The sequence below is a fragment of the Bradyrhizobium sp. genome (genome assembly GCF_035484855.1).
Classification (GTDB): domain Bacteria; phylum Pseudomonadota; class Alphaproteobacteria; order Rhizobiales; family Xanthobacteraceae; genus Bradyrhizobium.
The window spans coordinates 32,423-50,550 of the sequence record NZ_DATHOP010000171.1 but is presented as its reverse complement, the minus strand read 5'-3'; the positions used below and the strand labels follow the sequence as shown (position 1 = coordinate 50,550).

Genomic DNA, 18,128 nt, shown 5'->3' with positions numbered 1-18,128 from the left:
GAATCACCCGGCATTCCCCACGCAATGGTTTTACGGATTATAACGTGCTCTTCCCGGTGCTCCGGGCTTGTTGGCCACCGTCGCCTGCGCTCCTTCTCGCAGACTTGACACCAGCGTCGGGGTGCCAGAACCACACGTCTTCTCCGTCCGCTTCAAGTGCCTTCGTCAAGAGCACCATCCGCGTCCACCGCATCCCGCCCCGCGTTGTTGACGTTGCGCAACGCCCCTTTGGTGGGGCGGGATGCCGGATAGATAATGCCGGCCCAGAATCAAGTCAAGCAAAAATTCTCTAATTCAGAAAAAAAAATCTAAAAAACATTAACGTATTGGGATACCGTAGGTCGGCGTCGGCCGGGACCCGTCTGGTTTGGCGGCATTTCATGGCCTATCTCCCCGGAACGGCTTCACGGAATCCAGCTGGCCCTTGCCGCGCAAATCCTTTAGGCTTAAAATAATTCGATTGCTCTGACAGGGGTGCCGGAGGTTTGCCATGAAGATCGCGATCATCGGCGGTGGTCCGGCCGGGCTCTATGCCGCGATCCTGTTGAAGAAGCAGCGCCCCGAGGCCGAGATCACGGTCTATGAGCGCAACCGCGCCGACGACACCTTTGGTTTCGGCGTGGTGTTCTCGGACGCGACGCTGGACAATTTCGAGAAATACGACGCCCCGAGCTATCGTCGTATCACCCAGCAATTCGCCTATTGGGACGATATCGCCGTGCACTTCCGCGGCACCGTGCACCGCGTCGGCGGCAACGGCTTCTGCGGCTGCTCGCGTCGCACGTTATTGCTGATCCTGCAGGGGCGGGCGCGCGAACTCGGCGTCGCGTTGCTGTTCGAGGCCGACATCGAGGACGAAGCGCGCTTTGCCGATGCCGATCTCGTGGTATTGGCGGACGGCATCAACAGCCGTTTCCGCGAGAAATATATCGAACACTTCCAGCCGGAGATCGACCTTCGCTCCAACAAGTTCGCCTGGATGGGCTCGACCCGGCCGCTCGATGCCTTCACCTTCATCTTCCAGGAGACCGAGTGGGGCCCGTTCATCGCACACGCCTATCAATACGAAGCCGGGCGCTCGACATGGATTTTTGAAACGGATCCCGCGACCTTCCGGCGCGCCGGACTGGAAGGACTGAGCGAAAAACAGTCCGCCGACCGGATGGCGCAGATTTTCGGCTGGTTCCTCGAGGGCCATCCGCTCCTGATCAACCGCTCGATGTGGCGCAATTTCCCGATGATCCGCAGCAAGCGCTGGGTTAGGGATAACATGGTGCTGTTGGGCGATGCCAAGGCGACCGCGCATTTCTCGATCGGTTCCGGCACCAAGCTTGCGATGGAGGATGCGATCGCGCTGGCGGACGCCATGCAGCGCGCGCCGACGATCGAGGCCGCGTTGAAGCAATACGAGGAAGGCCGCCGCGAGGAGGTGGAAAAAACCCAGCACGCCGCCGACGTCTCGCTGGTCTGGTTCGAGCATGTCGACCGGTTCTGGGATTTCGATCCCGTGCAATTCGCCTTCGGCGTCATGACCCGCGCGAAGGCGATTACCTATGACAACCTGACCCTGCGCGCGCCGGATTTCGTCGCGGAGGTCGACAAGGCCTTTGCCAGACAGGTCCGCGCCAGGGGATTCGACGTCGATGTCGCAAAACCCAATGCGCCGATGTTCCAGCCGCTGCGGTTGCGCGAGATGGAATTGAACAATCGCGCCGTGGTGTCGCCGATGTGCATGTATTCGGCGAAGGATGGCGTGCCCGGCGATTTCCATCTGGTGCATTACGGTTCGCGCGCGATCGGCGGCGCCGGGCTGATCTTCACTGAGATGACCTGCGTCTCCCGCGCTGCCCGCATCACGCCCGGCTGCGCCGGGCTCTGGAACGACGAGCAGCAGGCCGCGTGGCGGCGGATCGTCGATTTCGTCCATGCCAATTCGGCGGTGAAAATCGCTCTGCAGCTCGGCCATGCCGGCCGCAAGGGCGCTACCAAATTGATGTGGGACGGCATGGACCGTCCACTGGAAGAGGGCGGCTGGGACGTCATCTCGGCCTCGCCGATTCCCTATTTCCCCGACAGCCAGGTGCCGCGCGAAATGGACCACGCGGCGATGGATAAGGTCAAGGCGTCGTTCGTCCAGGCGGCCGAGCGGGGCGAGGCCTGCGGCTTCGACATGCTGGAGCTGCATTGTGCCCACGGCTATCTGCTGGCGAGTTTCATCTCGCCGCTCACCAACCGGCGCACCGACGAATACGGCGGATCGCTGGTCAATCGGATGCGCTTTCCGCTGGAAGTGTTCGAAGCCTTGCGCACCGCATGGCCCGCGCACAAGCCGATGTCGGTGCGCATTTCCGCGACCGACTGGGCCGAGGGCGGCATCACCGGCGACGATGCGGTGGAAATCGCGCGCGCCTTTGCCGAAGCCGGCGTCGACCTGGTCGATGTTTCCACCGGGCAGACCGTGCGCGACGCGCAGCCGGTCTACGGCCGCATGTTCCAGACGCCGTTCTCCGAGCAGGTCCGCAACGAGGCGCGCGTCGCCACCATGTGCGTCGGCAACATCACCACTGCGGATCAGGTCAACACCATCCTCGCCGCCGGCCGCGCCGACCTCGTAGCGCTGGGACGGCCGCATCTGGTCGATCCCTCGTTCACGCTGAAGGCCGCGGCCTGGTACGGCGCGGGAGGCGTGTTCTGCCCGCCGCAATATCTGCCCGGCAAGGACCAGATTTTCCGCAACAGCGTGCGCGACCGGCAGGATTTCGAGGATCTCAGAATTAAGGCTAAACCGAAGACCCGGGCCGAGCTGAAGGCGGAGGCGACAAAGCCGCTTGCGGCGGAGTGACCGCCTATGCGAGTTTAAGGCCCAAGGCAGTCGCGTTTGAGTGGAGTTGACGATGAAGGCGATTATCGTCGGCGGCGGTATCGGTGGCCTCACCACCGCGCTGATGCTGCGGGCGCGTGGCATCGACAGCGAATTGTTCGAACAGTCGGATACGATTCGCGAACTCGGCGTCGGCATCAACACCTTGCCGCACGCCATTCGCGAACTGGCGGCGATCGGCCTTTTGGACCGGCTCGATGAGGTTGCGATCCGCACCCACGAGCTGTTTTACCTGACCCGGCATGGCCAGCAGGTCTGGCACGAGAAGCGCGGGCTCGATGCCGGTCATGACGTGCCGCAATTCTCGATCCATCGCGGCCGGCTGCAGGGCGTCATTCATCAGGCCGTGATCGAGCGGCTGGGCGCAGACGCCATCCACACCGGTTGCCGGCTCGGCTCGTTCACGCAGGACGAGGGCGGCGTCACCGCCTACTTCTTCGACCGCGGCGGCGCGCATGTGCACACCGTGCGCGGCGACATCCTGATCGGCGCCGACGGCATCCACTCCAAGGTGCGGGAGACGCTGTTTGCCGAGGAAGGACCGCCCTGCTGGAACGGCCTGATGCTGTGGCGCGGCGCCACCGACTGGCCGGTATTTTTGACCGGACGCTCCATGATCATCGCCGGCGGCCTGAACGCCAAGGCCGTGGTTTACCCGATCGCGGAAGGCTCGAGCCCGGCAAGCCGCCTGACCAATTGGGCGGTGCTGGTCCGGATCGGCGACGGCTCCTCGCCGCCGCCGCGCCGCGAGGACTGGTCGAACCTCGGCCGGCGCGAGGAAATGATGCCCTATGTGTCGGGGTTCTCGATTCCCCAGGTCGATTTCGCGGCCCTTGTCAGTGCGACGCCGGAATTCTGGGAATATCCCTGCTGCGACCGTGATCCGCTACCTTATTGGTCCAGCGGCCGCGTCACCCTGCTCGGCGATGCCGCGCATCCGATGTATCCGGTGGGGTCGAATGGCGCCTCGCAGGCGATCCTCGACGCGCGCTGTCTGGCGGACGCGCTGGCGCGGTCGGAACATCCGCGCCAGGCGTTGATGGCCTATGAGCGCCAGCGGTTGCCGATGACGGCCGACATCGTCGCGTCCAACCGCCGCGGCGGCCCCGAGGGCGTGATCGATGCCGTCGAGCAGCTCGCGCCGCAGGGCTTTACCGACGTCGAAACTATTCTCAACTATGAAGCCCGCGAGGCGATCGTGCGCGGCTACGCGGCCAAGGCGGGCTTTGCCGCGCGTGTGGTGGCGAGGCAGTAAGGCTGTATTTCCGTCCGGGCCTTCATCGTTCGAGATGCCGCGCAAGAGCGCGGGTTCTCGGGATGAGGCCGTACCCTCCTCAATATCTTTAAGCATAGGGCAGATAAGGCACCCTTGCGCCGTGCCCATCAATTGCCGCGTCACGCACCGCCGTCATCCTGAGGTGCGCGCTCTCGCGCGCCTCGAAGGATGATTCACGGGCACACAAGCCAATCATCCTTCGAGGCTCGCCGAAGGCGGCGAGCACCTCAGGATGACGGCGACGAACGCGAGCGAGCTTACGGCGGCGGCGGCGGCAGGAAGTGGATGTTGTGCTCGGCGGCGAGCCGGACCACGTCCTCGGGATTCTGCTGCTTCATGTTGTGGATGGCCCAGAACAGGTCGTAAAGCCTTCGCGTCGGCGACACCCAGAACAGCGTCTTCGCATTCTGCTGCGACTTGTTGAAGATGCCGTGCGGCTTGCCCATCGGCAGCCGCACGAGATCGCCGGGAGTAGCCGATTCGTCGGCGCCGTCGAGCATGAAGTCGAGCTTGCCTTCCAGAATGTAGAGATATTCGTCCTGGTCGGGGTGGATGTGCGGCGGCACGAAGGTGCCGGGCGGAAACGTCGCATGCCATGAAAACGAATGCTCGGTGCGGCTCTTCGGCACATAGGTCTGGCCGAGGATGTTCCAGGAGATGCCCTGGATGCCATCATTGGCGCGCGTGATGCCGGCGATCTCTTCTTTCATGCCCTGTCTCCTTCCCTGGATTGCTTAATTGCCCGGCGTGCATTCCTTGGCATAACGGTCGCCGTAATTCTCGAACACTTTTTGCACGATCTCGGTCTGGAATTTGCCGTCCGGCCGCTTGGCGACCTTGGTCAGGTAAAAATCCTGGATCGGATAGCCGTTGCTGTTGAATTTAAAACCGCCGCGCAGCGAGGCGAAGTCGGCCTTCTTCAGGGCGGCCGACACGGCTTCCTTGTTGGTGAGATCGCCCTTGACCGCCTTGACCGCGCTGTCGATCAACAGCGCCGCGTCATAGGCCTGCATGGCATAGGTGCCGGGCACGCTGTTGTAGGCAGCCTCATAGCCGGCGACGAATTTCTTGCTCGCGGGATTGTCGAGATTGGGCGCCCAGTCGGCGCCGCCGAACATGCCGACCGCGGCATCCTGCTGCGCCGGCAATGTCGATTCATCCACCGTGAAGGCCGACAGCACCGGAATCTGGTCGGCAAGGCCGGCCTGCTTGTACTGTTTGACCAGGCTCACGCCCATGCCGCCCGGCATGAAGGTGAAGACGGCGTCGGGCTTCAGCGAGGCGATCTTGGACAATTCGACCTGGAAATCCAGCGTGCCCAAGGGCACGTAGCTCTCCTCGACGATCTCGCCCTTGTAGTCGAGCTTGAAGCCGGCAGCCGAATCCTTGCCGGCCTGATAGTTCGGCACCATCACATAGACGCGCTTGTAGCCGCGGTCTTGGGCGACCTTGCCGAGGATCTCGTGCACCTGATCGTTCTGGTAGGAGGTGACAAAGAAGAACGGGCTGCAGTTCTTGCCGGCGTAGCTCGACGGGCCGGCGTTCGGGCTGATCAAAAAAGTTTTCGTATCGGTCACCGGCTTGTGGATCGCCTGCAGCACGTTGGAGAAGATCGGCCCGACCACGAAATCGACCTTGTCACGCTCGAGCAGGCCCTTGACCTTGGTGACGGCGACGTCGGGCTTGAGTTCGTCATCGACCGCGATCACCTCGACCTCGCGGCCCGCCATTTTGCCGCCGAGGTCCTTGATGGCGAGCGCAAAGCCGTCGCGGACCTGCTGGCCGAGCGCGGCTGCCGGACCCGACAGGGTGACGATCACGCCGATCTTGAGTTTTTCCTCAGCAAGCGCCTGACCGGCCGCGATGCAGAGGAAAAATGCAGGGACGGCCAACTTCAGCTGCTGTTTCATGACACTCTCCGCACGACAAATCCGGGGATCTTGAGCTCAAGCTTATTCTGATGATGGCCGTCGCCGCAAGGCAAGCGGCGAAACCGGCTGTCCCGCCGCGACGGCGGCATGCAAGCGGCGCGCCAATTGTTTGAAACCTAAAGAAATCCGGAAAAAGCCGCGAGCCCCGCCGGCGGCGGCGTTTTGACTTGCGGCGACAGCTGAATTATTTGAAGGTCAAAACAACGGCCGGGAGCCGGCAGTCGCCGGCTCCAAGCGGATATGACTGCATCATGACCCTCGATTCCGAGACCAAGGCCGTCGAACTCCCGGAGGATCACGGCAACGAGCTCAGGCTGTGGCTGCGGCTGTTGACCTGCACCACTTTGATCGAGGGCGAGGTGCGCAGCCGGCTCCGCGCGCGGTTCGAAGTCACGCTGCCGCGCTTCGACCTGATGGCGCAGCTCGACAAGGTAGCCGATGGCATGACGCTGTCGGATGTCTCGAAGCGGATGATGGTTTCTAACGGCAACGTTACCGGCCTGGTCGAGCGCCTGGTTGAATCAGGCCATCTGGACCGCCGCACCTCGGATACCGACCGCCGCGTCCAGGTGATCCGGCTGACGAAAATCGGCCGCGCCGAGTTTCGCCGGATGGCGGCAGAGCACGAGACCTGGATCGCCGACCTGTTTTCGGAGCTGACGCCGAAGGATGTCCGCGAGTTGATGCGGCTACTCGCCAAGACCAAGGGCTCGGCGCAAAAGTCCGCGCAGAAGCGGGCCTAAAGCCTTGGGCGCCACCGTCGACTACGAGGTCGAATACAACAACCGGGCGCGGGTTCCGGAAAATCCTGAAATCATGGCCGGCTGGGCGAGGGATGCGGCAGCCTATCGCGAACAGCATCCGCCGCGCCTGATCCGCTATGGCCCGGGCGGGCGCCATGTCATCGATTTGTTTCCCGGCGGCAGCGACGGTCCGATCGTCGTCTTCATCCACGGCGGCTACTGGCAGGCGCTCGACGGCTCGTCTTCCAGCCATCTCGCGGCAGGCCTGAATGCGCACGGGATAGCCGTCGCGATCCCAAGCTACGATCTCTGCCCCAACGTCAGCGTCGAGGGGATCGTCGGCGAGATGCGCCAAGCCACGCGCGAACTGGCGCGGCTCGGGCAGCCGCTCGTCATGTCAGGCCATTCCGCAGGCGGCCATCTCGCCGCCTGCATGCTGGCGACCGACTGGCGGAAATTTGATCCGTCGCTGCCGGAAAATCTCGTCATCGCGGCCTATACGATTTCCGGCCTGTTCGATCTCGTGCCGCTGGTCGAAACCTCCATCAACAAGGCGTTGCATCTCGATCAGGCAACGGCGCGGGCCGTGAGCCCGCTGTTCTGGAACGCGCCGTCGCACGGAAGTCTCGATGCGCTGGTTGGCGAAAGCGAGCCTGCCGAATATTTTCGGCAGAGCCGGACGATGGTCGATGCCTGGGGCGCAGCCGGTCTTGCGACGCGCTTCGGGGTCGTCGCCGGCGCCAACCATTTTACCGCGGTTGCTCCGCTGGCCGACCCGTTCTCGCCGATGGTGGCGCGACTGAAGCAATTGGCGGGGCGGTGAGACTGGCGACTTCGCTTCAGTGAAATTGCCAGTCGAGCCCAAAGACGACGCGAATGATCCAAAGCGGCCTCTTGCAATATAGACCAATCGGTCTATATATGAACGATGAGCCGCCAAACCCCAATGCAGTCGGCCCGCGGCCGCCCCCGGACTTTCGACACGGAAGCCGCTGTCGAACGTGCGATGGGTGTGTTCTGGTCGCGCGGGTATCACGCCACGGCGCTACCGGACCTTCTTCGTGCGACGAAGCTCTCGCGTGGCAGCCTTTACGCCGCTTTCGGTGACAAACACTCGCTCTTCCTGCGCGCGCTTGATCGCTACATTGCCGATGCCCTGACGCGGTTGGATATCGAACTCGACCCCGGCAAAGAGCCGGTCGATGGCCTGCGGACCTACCTTGCCGGCTACGTCGACCGCACCAGCGGCGCCAATGGACGGCGCGGATGCCTGCTGGTGGCCACAGCCATGGAACTGGCGGGCCATGATGCTGAAGTTGATCGTCGCATCGGAAGCTTTTTCAAAACCATGGAGGCCAAAGTGGCTGATGCGCTTTCCCGTGCGAAGGCGGCGGGCAAGCTGGCCGATGGTGTCGAGTCCTTAAGTGCCGCCCGGATTCTCGTCTGTTTCGTCGAGGGGCTGCGAGTGGTCGGCAAGACGGCACCGACACGGATCACGTCGCAAGCCGCCGTTGACGCCCTTCTCGATCGCTTCATCAGGTAGACAACCCATGGGCTCCTCGATTGTTCGCGCGTCGATATCTAGACCGAATGGTCTTGAAAGGAAGAACGCCATGTCTGCCCTCCAGATCATCTGCGCGGTGGCTGTCCCCTTGCTCTGGGGTTATCAGTTCGTCGCCATCAAAGTGGGCGTGATGGAGTTTCCGCCTCTCTTCTTCCTTGCACTGCGCTTTCTCGCCATCGCGCTGCTGCTCATTCCCTTCGTCAAAAGTCCCGCACGTCGACAGTTCGGCCCTATCGCGGTTATTTCAGCTTTCCTTGGTGGACTGAACTTCGGGCTCTTCTATGTCGGCCTGGGGCTCGGCTCGGGAAGCATGTCGGCCGTCGCATATCAACTCGCCACGCCCTTCACCGTCCTGTTAGCGTGGCCGCTGCTCGCGGAGAGGCCGTCTCTGACCACGTCCGCCGGAGTGGTGCTTGCATTCGTCGGCGTGGTCGTGTTGGCGGCGGGACCCGGCCTGTCGGCAAACGCGCTTCCGCTGCTGCTTGTGGTCGGGGCCGCCTTCGCGTTCGCGGTGTCCAACGTCTTGACGAAGCGCTACGGCCCTTTTGATGCCCTGATGTTGATGGGGTGGTCGTCGCTGCTCACTGTGCCGCAGGTCATGTCGATATCGTTGCTCCTCGAACATGGACAGCTGGCGAGCCTTGTCACCTCGGATGAACGTGGTTGGCTGGCACTCGCATACACAATTTTCATCGGAGGAATTGTCGGCTTTGGCCTTTGGTTCTGGCTGATCGCCCGCTGCTCCATGGGCCGCGTCGCACCCTTCGGCCTGCTGCTGCCGGTGTTCGCGTTGACTTCGAGCGTGTTGTTCCTTGGCGATCCCATGACCCCAAAGTTGATTGTCGGTGGGCTGCTCGCGATCTCCGGCGTCGCCATCACACAAGTAAGATCGACCGCTCGGCCAATATGAGCTTGGAAGTCGTGTCGTGGCGACTTCCGGGTTTGGCACGAACGGGCCCCACCGTTCGGTCATGCGCCGGCGCCTGAAAAAGCGTGAACGGCCGCGGCCCCGGCTCTTGCGTCCAATTGCTTTAAGTGTAAAATGTTTAGGACTAAAGCGATGCCGGGCGGCCTCATCCCAAAACCGGGGCAAATGCAAATGTCGGATGCAATCCAGAAGCTTGGTCCATCGGGCCACGTCGATGATTTCTCGCGGCGGAATCTGCCGCCGCCGGATCAGTGGCCGGAATTGCGGCTCGACCGGCCTGAGTTTCAGTACCCTGAATATCTCAACGCCGCGGTCGAATTGACCGACCGCATCGTCGAGAAGGGGCTCGGCGATCGCATCGCGCTGATCGGCAACGGCCGCCAGCGCACCTACAAGGAACTGGCGGACTGGTCGAACCGGCTGGCGCATGCGCTGGTGGAGAATTACGGCGTCAAGCCCGGCAACCGCGTGCTGATCCGCTCGGGCAACAATCCGGCGCTGGTCGCGGCATGGCTTGCGGCGACCAAGGCCGGCGCCGTCGTCGTCAACACCATGCCGATGCTGCGCGCCGGCGAGCTGACGAAAATCGTCGACAAGGCCGAAATCGCGTTGGCGCTGACCGATAGCCGGATCGCCGACGAACTGGTCGCCTGCGCCAAAACCAGCCGGTTCCTGAAACAGGTGGTGAATTTCGACGGCACCTCGAACCATGACGCCGAACTCGACCGGGTGGCGCTGAACAAGCCGGTGCGGTTTGACGCCGTCAAGACTGGCCGCGACGACGTCGCGCTATTGGGATTTACCTCCGGTACCACGGGCGAGCCGAAGGCGACGATGCATTTCCATCGCGATCTCCTGATCGTCGCCGATGGCTACGCGCGCGAGGTCCTCAACGTCACGCCGGACGATGTCTTCGTCGGCTCGCCGCCGCTGGCGTTCACGTTCGGACTTGGGGGGCTGGCGATCTTCCCGCTGCGGTTCGGCGCGACCGCGACGCTTCTGGAAAACGCGGCACCTCCCGAGATGGTCAGGATCATCGAGACCTACAAGGCGACGATCTGCTTCACCTCGCCGACCGCCTATCGGGCGATGATGGCCGCGATGGACAAGGGTGCGGATTTGTCATCGTTGCGGCTTGCGGTCTCGGCGGGCGAAACGCTGCCGGCACCGGTGTTCGAAAGCTGGACCAGAAAGACTGGAAAACCGATCCTCGACGGCATCGGCTCGACCGAATTGCTGCATATCTTCATCACCAATCGGGTCGGCGATGCCTTTGCCGGAAAGACCGGCCGTCCGGTTTCGGGTTATGAGGCAAAGATCCTCGACGCCGACATGAATGAATTGCCGGCGGGTACCGCCGGCAGGCTTGCGGTTCGCGGTCCCACCGGATGCCGCTATCTCGCCGATGGCAGGCAATCGAATTATGTACGCGACGGCTGGAATTTGACCGGCGATACTTTCGTTTGCGACGAGCAGGGGCGCTTCTCTTTCGTCGCCCGCTCGGACGACATGATCGTTTCTTCCGGCTACAATATCGCAGGTCCCGAGATCGAAGCAGCCTTGCTGACGCATCCGGCCGTCGCCGAATGCGGCGTGGTCGGGGCGCCCGATGAGGCGCGCGGCATGATCGTCAAGGCCTATGTGGTCGCAGCCGCCGGGATCGAGGCTGACGAGCGGCTGGCGACCGAATTGCAGGACCACGTCAAGCGCGAGATCGCGCCTTACAAATATCCGCGCGCGATCGAATTCGTCGCGCAATTGCCGAAGACCGAGACCGGCAAGTTGAAGCGATATGCGCTGCGCCAGATGGCGCAGGAAGGCGGTGACTCGGCCGGGATGGCCGCGGAATGAATGCAACTGACGTGATGGAGAACGGTTCGTGAGCACGCCAACTGCGCCCACGCTTGCTGTGTTGCCGAAGGCCAAGGACGAGAGTTCTACCCCGCAAGTCCTGCAGCCGAGCGGCTGGCCGATGCCGAAGGGTTATGCCAACGGCATGGCCGCCGACGGCAGGCTGGTGGTGACCGGCGGCGTGATCGGCTGGGATCATCACGGACACCTGCCGGACGGTTTTGCGGCGCAGGTTCGCCAAACGCTCGGCAACATTTCGGCGATCCTTGGCGAGGGCGGCGCCAGGCCCGAGCATCTGGTTCGGCTGACATGGTATGTCGTCGACATGGAAGAGTATCTTTCGAACCTGAAGGCGCTTGGCCAAATCTACCGCGACATTTTCGGCGCGCATTATCCGGCGATGGCGCTGGTCCAGGTGGTGCGCCTGGTCGAACAGGCGGCGCGGGTCGAGATCGAGGCGACCGCGGTAGTGCCGCGCTAGGATCGGCGCAAGGCCAACTGCTTTTCGGATTCTTCAACATCATCAGCGACAAGGCGTGCCTTGATTTCGCCGTTCTCGCATCTTCGAACCCCTGATCGACGCGGAAAGTTGAGGCAAATCCTGCAATCGTTATTGGGTTGCAATTTATTAAAAAGCATCGTGTACGGGAATTTGCTTTTCTCGATGCCGGTTTCGGGCTATAAGCTCTCGCTGCTTACCGTCACATTCCGCGTATTTTCAGGGAGGTCGGATATGGCAAGAACCGCATCACTTCATATCAACAACATGGAACAGCCCACGCTGGTTCGCGTGTCGCTGCCGACAAAGATCACGGAGCCGGAATTGGCACGGCTCACTGACCATATTGTGCAAAATATCGTTCGGCCGCACACCGGCTGCACCTGTCTTTCGGGCAGGATAAACGTGTTGATCGAGAGCGTGTTTCAGGAGGCCGTTCAGGTCGAGCTTTAGTCTCAGCCGAACGTATTCCGCATGAAAATCGAAAGAGCTCTGGTCGGGTTGCTCAACAACCCGGTGGTGCCGGCCGTCGTCGCCCATGCGCCGGATCTCGTCGAATATATCGACGTCATACCCGATCGGCTCTGGTATGATTTCGAATTCGGCGAGGCCGGTGGCAGGCGGTTTCGGCGCGTCACCGGTGCGATCGAGGAACTCAAGCAATGCGCCGCCGGGCGCGTTCTCGGCGGCCACTGCATCGGTCTGTCGCTGCCGAGCGCCATCCCGCTCGACCTCGCGATGGCCGAAGAAGTCGCCTTGCTCGCGCGCGAGCTGGAGTTTCAGTGGTTCAGCGAACATTTGAGCATGTTCCTGGTGGCGCATGGCAGCGTTCCCAACGCCCAAGCCGGCCTGGGGCTGCCGGTCGCCTTCGATGAAGAGAGTTTCGAGATCATTCGCCGCAAGCTGGTGATATTGAAGCCGATGCTCGGCTGCCGGATGCTGATGGAAAACACCGCCGTGTTCACGCCGGTGCCCGACAGCGACATGAGCGAACCGCAGTTCCTCAACCGGCTTTACTCGGAAGCCGACTGTGGCACGCTGCTCGATCTGCATAACCTGTATGTCGGCCAGCAGAATGGCGTGCTGTCGTCGCGCCAGTATCTCGAGGAGATCAATCCAGCCTGCGTCGAGGAAATACACATCGCCGGCGGCGATGAACTCGCCGGCTTCTATACCGACTCCCATTCCGGCCTGACGCCGCCCGAAGTCTGGGAATGGGCCTACGAGTTCGGACCGCGCTTTGAAAATCTCCGCGCGATCGTGTTTGAATTCCACGAATCCTATTTCGAGAAACTCGGCATGCAGGGCATTGTGGAGGAATTGGAACGGATGCACCAGCTGGCGGATCGGCTCGCCTCGAGGACACAAAGCCGTGTTGCTTGAATTCCAGCAGGCGCTCGCCGATCTTGTCGCATCACCGGACTTCTGCCGGCAGGCACGCGCCGACCCGCAGGAGCTGATGCGGCGATACGATCTGTCGGCGCGCGAGCATCGGCGCCTCGTCGACATGGTCAATCAGCCCGGCATGGCGCTGAATTGCATGCTGTATCGTTCGAACCGGCTCGCGCCGCTGGCGCAAAATCTCTATGGCCTGTGCAACGCGCTCGGCGCACGTCTCGGACCGCTGCTGACCGAATATTCCGCGCTCTACCCGAACACGACCGTGCACTTCTATCTGGAATGCGACCGGTTCTGCAGCTTCATCGAGAAGAAAATGGCCGAGGGCTTGCATCTCGATCCGCAAGCGCAATCCGTCTTCGCCGAGGAACGTCTGAAAGTCCGGTTGAACCTGAAGGCCACCGAGACAGCGCTGTGAACGCAGCCGCCGGTCAGATCATCGGGACCCGCCGGGCGGCAACCGCGGCCGGCGAAATGACGTCGATATCGAGCGGCACCCGCCAGCGCTCGGTATAGCGCACCGCAGGCGCTGCGTTGCTGTGCTGCGCGCCATCCAGCACAAAGCCCTCGAAGCCGCCGTTCATCACCTCGTTGCATTTCTGCACATAGACCGGGAAACCGCCGATATAGGGCATGAAGACGCGCGGTCGGCCCGGGATGTTGGTGCCGACATACCAGGAGCTGCAGGTCGATCGCAGCGATACCGTCGAGACGTCGTTGACATGCTCGACCCAGGCGTCCTCCTCGCTGACCTTGGGCTCGATGGTCGCCGCGCCAATGTCGCGCATATGGCCCATGCAGTCCGCCAGCCAATCGACATGCTGCTCGATCGCCTGGATCATGCTGGCCAGCACGGAAGGGCTGCCGGGCCCGGTGATCATGAACAGATTGGGGAAGCCAGCCGACGCAATGCCGAGATAGGCGCGCGGCCCGGCGCGCCACTTTTCCGCAAGCGTCAGGCCATTGCGGCCGGTGATCGCAATCCTGTCGAACGAGCCGGTCATGGCGGCAAAGCCGGTGGCGCAAACGACGGCGTCGAGCTTGTATTCGACGCCAGCGACTTCGATGCCGTCGGCGGTGAAGCGTTCGATCGGCGATTTCGAGACGTCGACCAGTTTGACGTTCGGCAGGTTATAGGTCTCGAAGTAGCCGGTATCGACGCAGAGGCGCTTGCAGCCGAAAACATTTTCGGGACACAGCAACTCCGCTGTGGCCGGATCCTTCACGATGTTGCGGATCTTGGCGCGCGCAAAGTCGGCGATGGTGTCATTGGCGGCCTTTTCGAACAGGAGATCGCCGTAGGCGCCGAGAAAGGGCAGGCCGCCGCGCGCCCAGGCTTCCTCGTACTCCCTCTCGCGGTCCGCGGGCTCGGCCTCCAGCGCGGGCTTGGTGTTGAACAGAAAATAGAAGCCGGTCGGCCGCGCCCGCGCCTTCGCCCGCAGCGACGGGTAGTCGGCCTTGACCGCCTGCCGATATTCCGGCGTCAGTTTTTCGTTCCAGGCCGGCACCGACCAGGTCGCCGTGCGCTGAAACACCGTCAGCGTCGCGGCCTGCTGCGCGATGATCGGGATCGACTGGATCGCCGAGGAGCCGGTGCCGATCACGCCGACCCTCAGTCCCGTGAAATCGACACCTTCGTGCGGCCATTGCCCGGTGTGATAGACGGGCCCGCGAAAATCGGCCAGGCCCTCGAAGGCCGGGCGGTTCGGCGCCGACAGGCAGCCCACGGCCATGATGCAGAATTTTGCGCTGACCCGGTCGCCGCGATCGGTCTCGATGCGCCAGCGGCTCGCCTCTTCATCGAACGTCGCGTTGACGACGCGGGTGTCGAACACGATATGCCGGCGAAGATCGAAGCGATCGGCAATATGGTTGGCGTAGGAGAGGATTTCGGGTTGCGGCGCGTATTTCTCCGACCAGTTCCACTCCTGGTCCAACTCCTCCGAGAAGGAGAACGAGTACTGCATGCTCTCGACGTCGCAACGCGCGCCCGGATAGCGGTTCCAGTACCAGGTGCCGCCGACCCCGCCGCCCGCCTCGAACACGCGCGCCGAAAAGCCGAGTCCGCGCAGCCGATGCAGCATGTACATTCCGGCAAAACCGGCGCCGACGACAACCGCGTCGAAAGCCGTTTCCACCTCGCTTTGCCGCTGCTGTGGTGTGGCGGCGCTAACCTTCATGGTTCGCCTCGTGTTCTCAGTGGTTCCAGCCTAGCCTTGGAGGCTAACCGGATTGGCCCGGAAGTCCACTGTGATGCCGGCTCGACGGGTAGACGGCCACCGCATATCAGTGCCGAAACGCTCGAGGCGCGACGGTTCGCCGCTTACGCCGGCGCCTCCACTTCGCGACGTGAGGCCGCTTTCACCGTCAGCAGCAGCGTGGCGCAGGCGGCGATCAGCGCCGGCCCGCAGGCGCAGAGGAAGATTTGTTTCGGCGGCAGGCCGAACGCCAGCAGGGCGCCGCCGATCGCCGGACCCGCGATGCCGCCGAGCCGCCCGATGCCCAGCGCCCAGCCGACCCCGGTCGAACGGATGCGCGCCGGGTAGAGGCCTGCTGCCATCGCATTGGCGCCGAGCTGGCTGCCGATGATCGCAGCGCCCGCGCCGAAGATCGGGATCATGATGAACGGCACCGGCAAGGTATTGAGTCCGATCGCGAGTATGAAGATGACGCCCGAGGCGAAACTGCAGGCCAATACCCGCGGCGCGCCGAAGCGGTCGATCATGGGACCGAGCAGTAGCGTGCTCAGAACTCCGCCAAGCTGGAACATGCTGGCATAGAACACGGCGGTCTCCGGCTTCAGGCCGGAGAGGGTGAGGACCGTCGGCATCCAATAGCCGAACAGGTACAGGTTCAACAGGTTGGCAAAGAACGAGACCCAGAGCAGTAGCGTTGTGACCGCGAGCCCTCCGGTGAACAGCTGCCGCACCGGATTGCCGCGCGCGACATCGACCAGTTTCGATGCCACCATCTGGGCGCTGATGTTGAGCCGCCGCAGGATTTCCCGAGCGGAAGGTGTATCCACGTGATGGGCGATCAGGAATCGCGGCGACTCCGGCAGAAAGAACATCAGAATGGGAATCAGCAGCAGCGGCGGGACGCCGCCCGCAAGAAAGATGCTCTGCCAGCCATAGATCGGAAGGATCTGCGCCACCAGCTGCCCGCCGAGAAAACCGCCGAGCGTATTGCCGCAGAACATCAGCATGATCAGCGTGGCGCGCCGCTGGATCGGGCTGTAGTCCGCGGTCAGCGCCACCGTCGCCGGCATCGCGCCGCCGATGCCGAGTCCGGTCAGGAACCGCATCGCGGTGATCGAGGGAATCGACCAGGCGAGGGCGCTGAGCACAGAGAATACGGCGATGAAGCCGACGCTGACGATGAGCAGCGGTTTGCGCCCGAAGCGGTCACCGAGCGGGCCGGATGACAACGCCCCGAACAGGATGCCGACGCTCGACATCACGAACGCCGTGGTGAACAGCGGCGGCGCGACGCCCCAGGCTTTCGACAGCGAAGGCGCCGCCATCCCGATGGTGCCGAGATCGAAACCGTCGAACGCCTGCACCAGCGCGCAGAGCAGCACCACGCGCAACTGCAACGGGCCGAAGGGCTGGGTTTCAAGCGCCTCTTCGACAGGCGATCTCGCTTCGACGCTCATGGTGTCCTCCCCCTGATTTCTTGCCGTGGTGTCGTTACCGGAAGGCCGACACTCTTCTTGCGATTGAAATAGAGCCGGTCGCTAGGCCACGGCTTCCTCCGCCAGCGGCACCCGACGCACCTCGTGGGCCTGCAAGGCCGGCAACACGTCGCGCGCAAAGCGGCGGATCTGCTCCATGAACATCTCATGCGGCAGCGCGCCGCGGTTGAGGCTGATCTGGACCTGGTTGGCGCCCGCCGCCTCGGCGGCGCCGATGATGCGCTCGGTGACTTCTTTCGCCGTGCCGAGCGGCATGTTTTCCGCCTGCCGTTCGAAATCCGCCATTGTCATGTTGCGGTAGTCCTCGCGTAGGCCCGCCGCCGCCTTCATGTTTTCGGGGCGGACGTAGTCGTTCGAGGTCTGCGAGACATAACCGGCGTCGCGCTGCTTGGCGGTTTCGGTAAAATTGCCGTGGCTGAACAGCGTGCGGTTGAAATAGAGGTGATAGGGCGCGAATTCGCGCACCGCCTCGGCCTTGCTGTCTGCGACATAGGCCGACAGCGCGATCGAGAGATGATGTGGCGTAATCTTGTGGCCGTTGGCGGCGAGGCATTTGGCGAAGAAGCGGATGATGTCTTCCTGCAGGCCGCCGCGGGCGAGACCCGGCGTGATAACCGCATTCTTCTTGCCGGCGAACTCGATTGATTCCTTGCTGCCCACGATCGGAATCCAGATCTCGGGGCCAGATTGCTGCACCGGCCGCGGCCAGAGTGCGACATCCTTGTAGGACCAGAATTTTCCGGAGTAGGAGAACACTTCCTCCGACCAGGCTCGGGTGACGATCTCGTAGGCCTCTTCGTAACGGGCGCGGGATTCGTTCAGCGGAATGTTGTGCACCTGGTATTCGCGCGGGATGCCGCGCGCGAAGCCCGAGATCAGCCGGCCGTTCGAGAGGCAGTCGAGCATCGCCAGCTCTTCGGCGAGCCGCAGCGGTTCGTGCAACGGCAACAGATTGCCGTAGATCAGGAGCTTCAGCTTCTTCGTCCGTTGCGCGGCGGCGGCCGCCATCAGGTTCGGCGAATTCATCAGCCCGTAAGGCGAACAATGATGCTCGTTAAAGCCGACGCCGTCGTAGCCGAGCCGATCCATCTCCTCCCAGGCCTCGAGATGCTCGGCATAGGTGCGAACCGCGACGTCGGCCTTGAAATAGCGGTTCGAGAGCGGGTAGGGCAACTCGCTGCCGACCTTGAGATGGTCGAGTTGTTCGCCGTAGGCGAGCAGATCAAAGACGAAAACCTTCATGGCGCCCTTCCCGGGGAGTTCTTGGGTCCGCTTTGGCGGCGGATTTTCATTGGGAGGTTAGGGCTGAAAGCTCGTCGAGCCAAACGGTTTATCGGATCGTGCCGCGGGGTACGGGCGCAGG

Annotated in this window: 16 protein-coding genes; 11 read left to right on the top strand and 5 right to left on the bottom strand. The window is 62.8% G+C overall.

Going from position 1 to position 18,128, the window contains the following annotated elements; all coding sequences use genetic code 11:
- Nucleotides 1–490: 490 nt before the first annotated feature.
- Both VK804_RS19585 and VK804_RS19580 read left to right on the top strand, forming a co-directional pair.
- Nucleotides 491–2,842: a bifunctional salicylyl-CoA 5-hydroxylase/oxidoreductase gene (locus tag VK804_RS19585; RefSeq protein WP_325373260.1), complete on the top strand. Its 2,352-nt coding sequence runs from the start codon at nucleotides 491–493 to the stop codon at nucleotides 2,840–2,842.
- A gap of 52 nt (nucleotides 2,843–2,894) precedes the next feature.
- On the top strand, nucleotides 2,895–4,136 hold the full coding sequence (locus VK804_RS19580; protein WP_325373258.1) for a flavin-dependent oxidoreductase: 1,242 nt from the start codon (nucleotides 2,895–2,897) through the stop codon (nucleotides 4,134–4,136).
- Between the two features lie 278 nt (nucleotides 4,137–4,414).
- Here VK804_RS19580 and VK804_RS19575 read toward each other — a convergent pair whose 3' ends face one another.
- Entirely contained in the window at nucleotides 4,415–4,867 is a 453-nt protein-coding gene (locus VK804_RS19575) for a cupin domain-containing protein (protein WP_325373256.1), read from the bottom strand.
- Between the two features lie 24 nt (nucleotides 4,868–4,891).
- Nucleotides 4,892–6,067 (bottom strand): ABC transporter substrate-binding protein, encoded by a 1,176-nt coding sequence (locus VK804_RS19570; RefSeq protein WP_325373254.1) that lies wholly within the window; start codon nucleotides 6,065–6,067, stop codon nucleotides 4,892–4,894.
- A 272-nt stretch (nucleotides 6,068–6,339) separates the two neighbouring features.
- On the opposite strand from VK804_RS19570, the gene VK804_RS19565 reads away from it, so the two are divergent.
- The 9 genes from VK804_RS19565 to VK804_RS19525 all read left to right on the top strand — a co-directional run bounded on the left by VK804_RS19565 (nucleotide 6,340) and on the right by VK804_RS19525 (nucleotide 13,489).
- Nucleotides 6,340–6,831: a MarR family winged helix-turn-helix transcriptional regulator gene (locus tag VK804_RS19565; protein ID WP_325373252.1), complete on the top strand. Its 492-nt coding sequence runs from the start codon at nucleotides 6,340–6,342 to the stop codon at nucleotides 6,829–6,831.
- Nucleotides 6,832–6,835: 4 nt separating this feature from the next.
- Complete coding sequence (locus VK804_RS19560) at nucleotides 6,836–7,654, top strand: alpha/beta hydrolase (protein ID WP_325373250.1); 819 nt, start codon at nucleotides 6,836–6,838, stop codon at nucleotides 7,652–7,654.
- Nucleotides 7,655–7,777: 123 nt separating this feature from the next.
- Nucleotides 7,778–8,374, top strand: a complete 597-nt coding sequence (locus VK804_RS19555) for a TetR/AcrR family transcriptional regulator (RefSeq protein ID WP_325373248.1) — start codon at nucleotides 7,778–7,780, stop codon at nucleotides 8,372–8,374.
- Nucleotides 8,375–8,444: 70 nt separating this feature from the next.
- Nucleotides 8,445–9,305 (top strand): DMT family transporter, encoded by an 861-nt coding sequence (locus VK804_RS19550; RefSeq protein WP_325373246.1) that lies wholly within the window; start codon nucleotides 8,445–8,447, stop codon nucleotides 9,303–9,305.
- Between the two features lie 189 nt (nucleotides 9,306–9,494).
- Nucleotides 9,495–11,174 carry an AMP-binding protein gene (locus VK804_RS19545; RefSeq protein WP_325373244.1) on the top strand — a complete coding sequence of 560 codons (1,680 nt, stop codon included), beginning with the start codon at nucleotides 9,495–9,497 and terminating at the stop codon, nucleotides 11,172–11,174.
- A 28-nt stretch (nucleotides 11,175–11,202) separates the two neighbouring features.
- A complete protein-coding gene (locus VK804_RS19540; RefSeq protein WP_325373243.1) occupies nucleotides 11,203–11,655 on the top strand; it encodes a RidA family protein in 453 nt (150 codons plus the stop codon).
- 252 nt (nucleotides 11,656–11,907) lie between these two features.
- A complete protein-coding gene (locus VK804_RS19535; protein WP_325373241.1) occupies nucleotides 11,908–12,126 on the top strand; it encodes a hypothetical protein in 219 nt (72 codons plus the stop codon).
- 21 nt (nucleotides 12,127–12,147) lie between these two features.
- Nucleotides 12,148–13,056: a DUF692 domain-containing protein gene (locus VK804_RS19530; RefSeq protein WP_325373239.1), complete on the top strand. Its 909-nt coding sequence runs from the start codon at nucleotides 12,148–12,150 to the stop codon at nucleotides 13,054–13,056.
- Nucleotides 13,046–13,489: a hypothetical protein gene (locus VK804_RS19525; protein ID WP_325373237.1), complete on the top strand. Its 444-nt coding sequence runs from the start codon at nucleotides 13,046–13,048 to the stop codon at nucleotides 13,487–13,489. The genes VK804_RS19530 and VK804_RS19525 overlap by 11 nt, the downstream gene beginning before the upstream one ends.
- A 13-nt stretch (nucleotides 13,490–13,502) precedes the next feature.
- Here the strand turns inward: VK804_RS19525 and VK804_RS19520 are convergent, their stop codons facing one another.
- From VK804_RS19520 to VK804_RS19510, 3 genes are all read right to left on the bottom strand, one after another.
- Complete coding sequence (locus tag VK804_RS19520) at nucleotides 13,503–15,251, bottom strand: NAD(P)/FAD-dependent oxidoreductase (protein WP_325373235.1); 1,749 nt, start codon at nucleotides 15,249–15,251, stop codon at nucleotides 13,503–13,505.
- Between the two features lie 143 nt (nucleotides 15,252–15,394).
- The gene (locus VK804_RS19515; RefSeq protein WP_325373233.1) at nucleotides 15,395–16,726 is read right to left on the bottom strand and encodes an MFS transporter; all 1,332 of its coding nucleotides are present in this window, start codon (nucleotides 16,724–16,726) and stop codon (nucleotides 15,395–15,397) included.
- 81 nt (nucleotides 16,727–16,807) lie between these two features.
- Entirely contained in the window at nucleotides 16,808–18,007 is a 1,200-nt protein-coding gene (locus VK804_RS19510) for an LLM class flavin-dependent oxidoreductase (RefSeq protein WP_325373232.1), read from the bottom strand.
- Nucleotides 18,008–18,128: the final 121 nt, after the last annotated feature.

Bases quoted from the DNA above. Each gene is read 5' to 3' on its own strand.
- VK804_RS19585 (WP_325373260.1), top strand. From the start codon at position 491: ATGAAGATCGCGATCATCGGCGGTGGTCCGGCCGGGCTCTATGCCGCG.
- VK804_RS19580 (WP_325373258.1), top strand. From the start codon at position 2,895: ATGAAGGCGATTATCGTCGGCGGCGGTATCGGTGGCCTCACCACCGCG.
- VK804_RS19575 (WP_325373256.1), bottom strand. From the start codon at position 4,867: ATGAAAGAAGAGATCGCCGGCATCACGCGCGCCAATGATGGCATCCAG.
- VK804_RS19570 (WP_325373254.1), bottom strand. From the start codon at position 6,067: ATGAAACAGCAGCTGAAGTTGGCCGTCCCTGCATTTTTCCTCTGCATC.
- VK804_RS19565 (WP_325373252.1), top strand. From the start codon at position 6,340: ATGACCCTCGATTCCGAGACCAAGGCCGTCGAACTCCCGGAGGATCAC.
- VK804_RS19555 (WP_325373248.1), top strand. From the start codon at position 7,778: ATGCAGTCGGCCCGCGGCCGCCCCCGGACTTTCGACACGGAAGCCGCT.
- VK804_RS19550 (WP_325373246.1), top strand. From the start codon at position 8,445: ATGTCTGCCCTCCAGATCATCTGCGCGGTGGCTGTCCCCTTGCTCTGG.
- VK804_RS19545 (WP_325373244.1), top strand. From the start codon at position 9,495: ATGTCGGATGCAATCCAGAAGCTTGGTCCATCGGGCCACGTCGATGAT.
- VK804_RS19535 (WP_325373241.1), top strand. From the start codon at position 11,908: ATGGCAAGAACCGCATCACTTCATATCAACAACATGGAACAGCCCACG.
- VK804_RS19530 (WP_325373239.1), top strand. From the start codon at position 12,148: ATGAAAATCGAAAGAGCTCTGGTCGGGTTGCTCAACAACCCGGTGGTG.
- VK804_RS19520 (WP_325373235.1), bottom strand. From the start codon at position 15,251: ATGAAGGTTAGCGCCGCCACACCACAGCAGCGGCAAAGCGAGGTGGAA.
- VK804_RS19515 (WP_325373233.1), bottom strand. From the start codon at position 16,726: ATGAGCGTCGAAGCGAGATCGCCTGTCGAAGAGGCGCTTGAAACCCAG.
- VK804_RS19510 (WP_325373232.1), bottom strand. From the start codon at position 18,007: ATGAAGGTTTTCGTCTTTGATCTGCTCGCCTACGGCGAACAACTCGAC.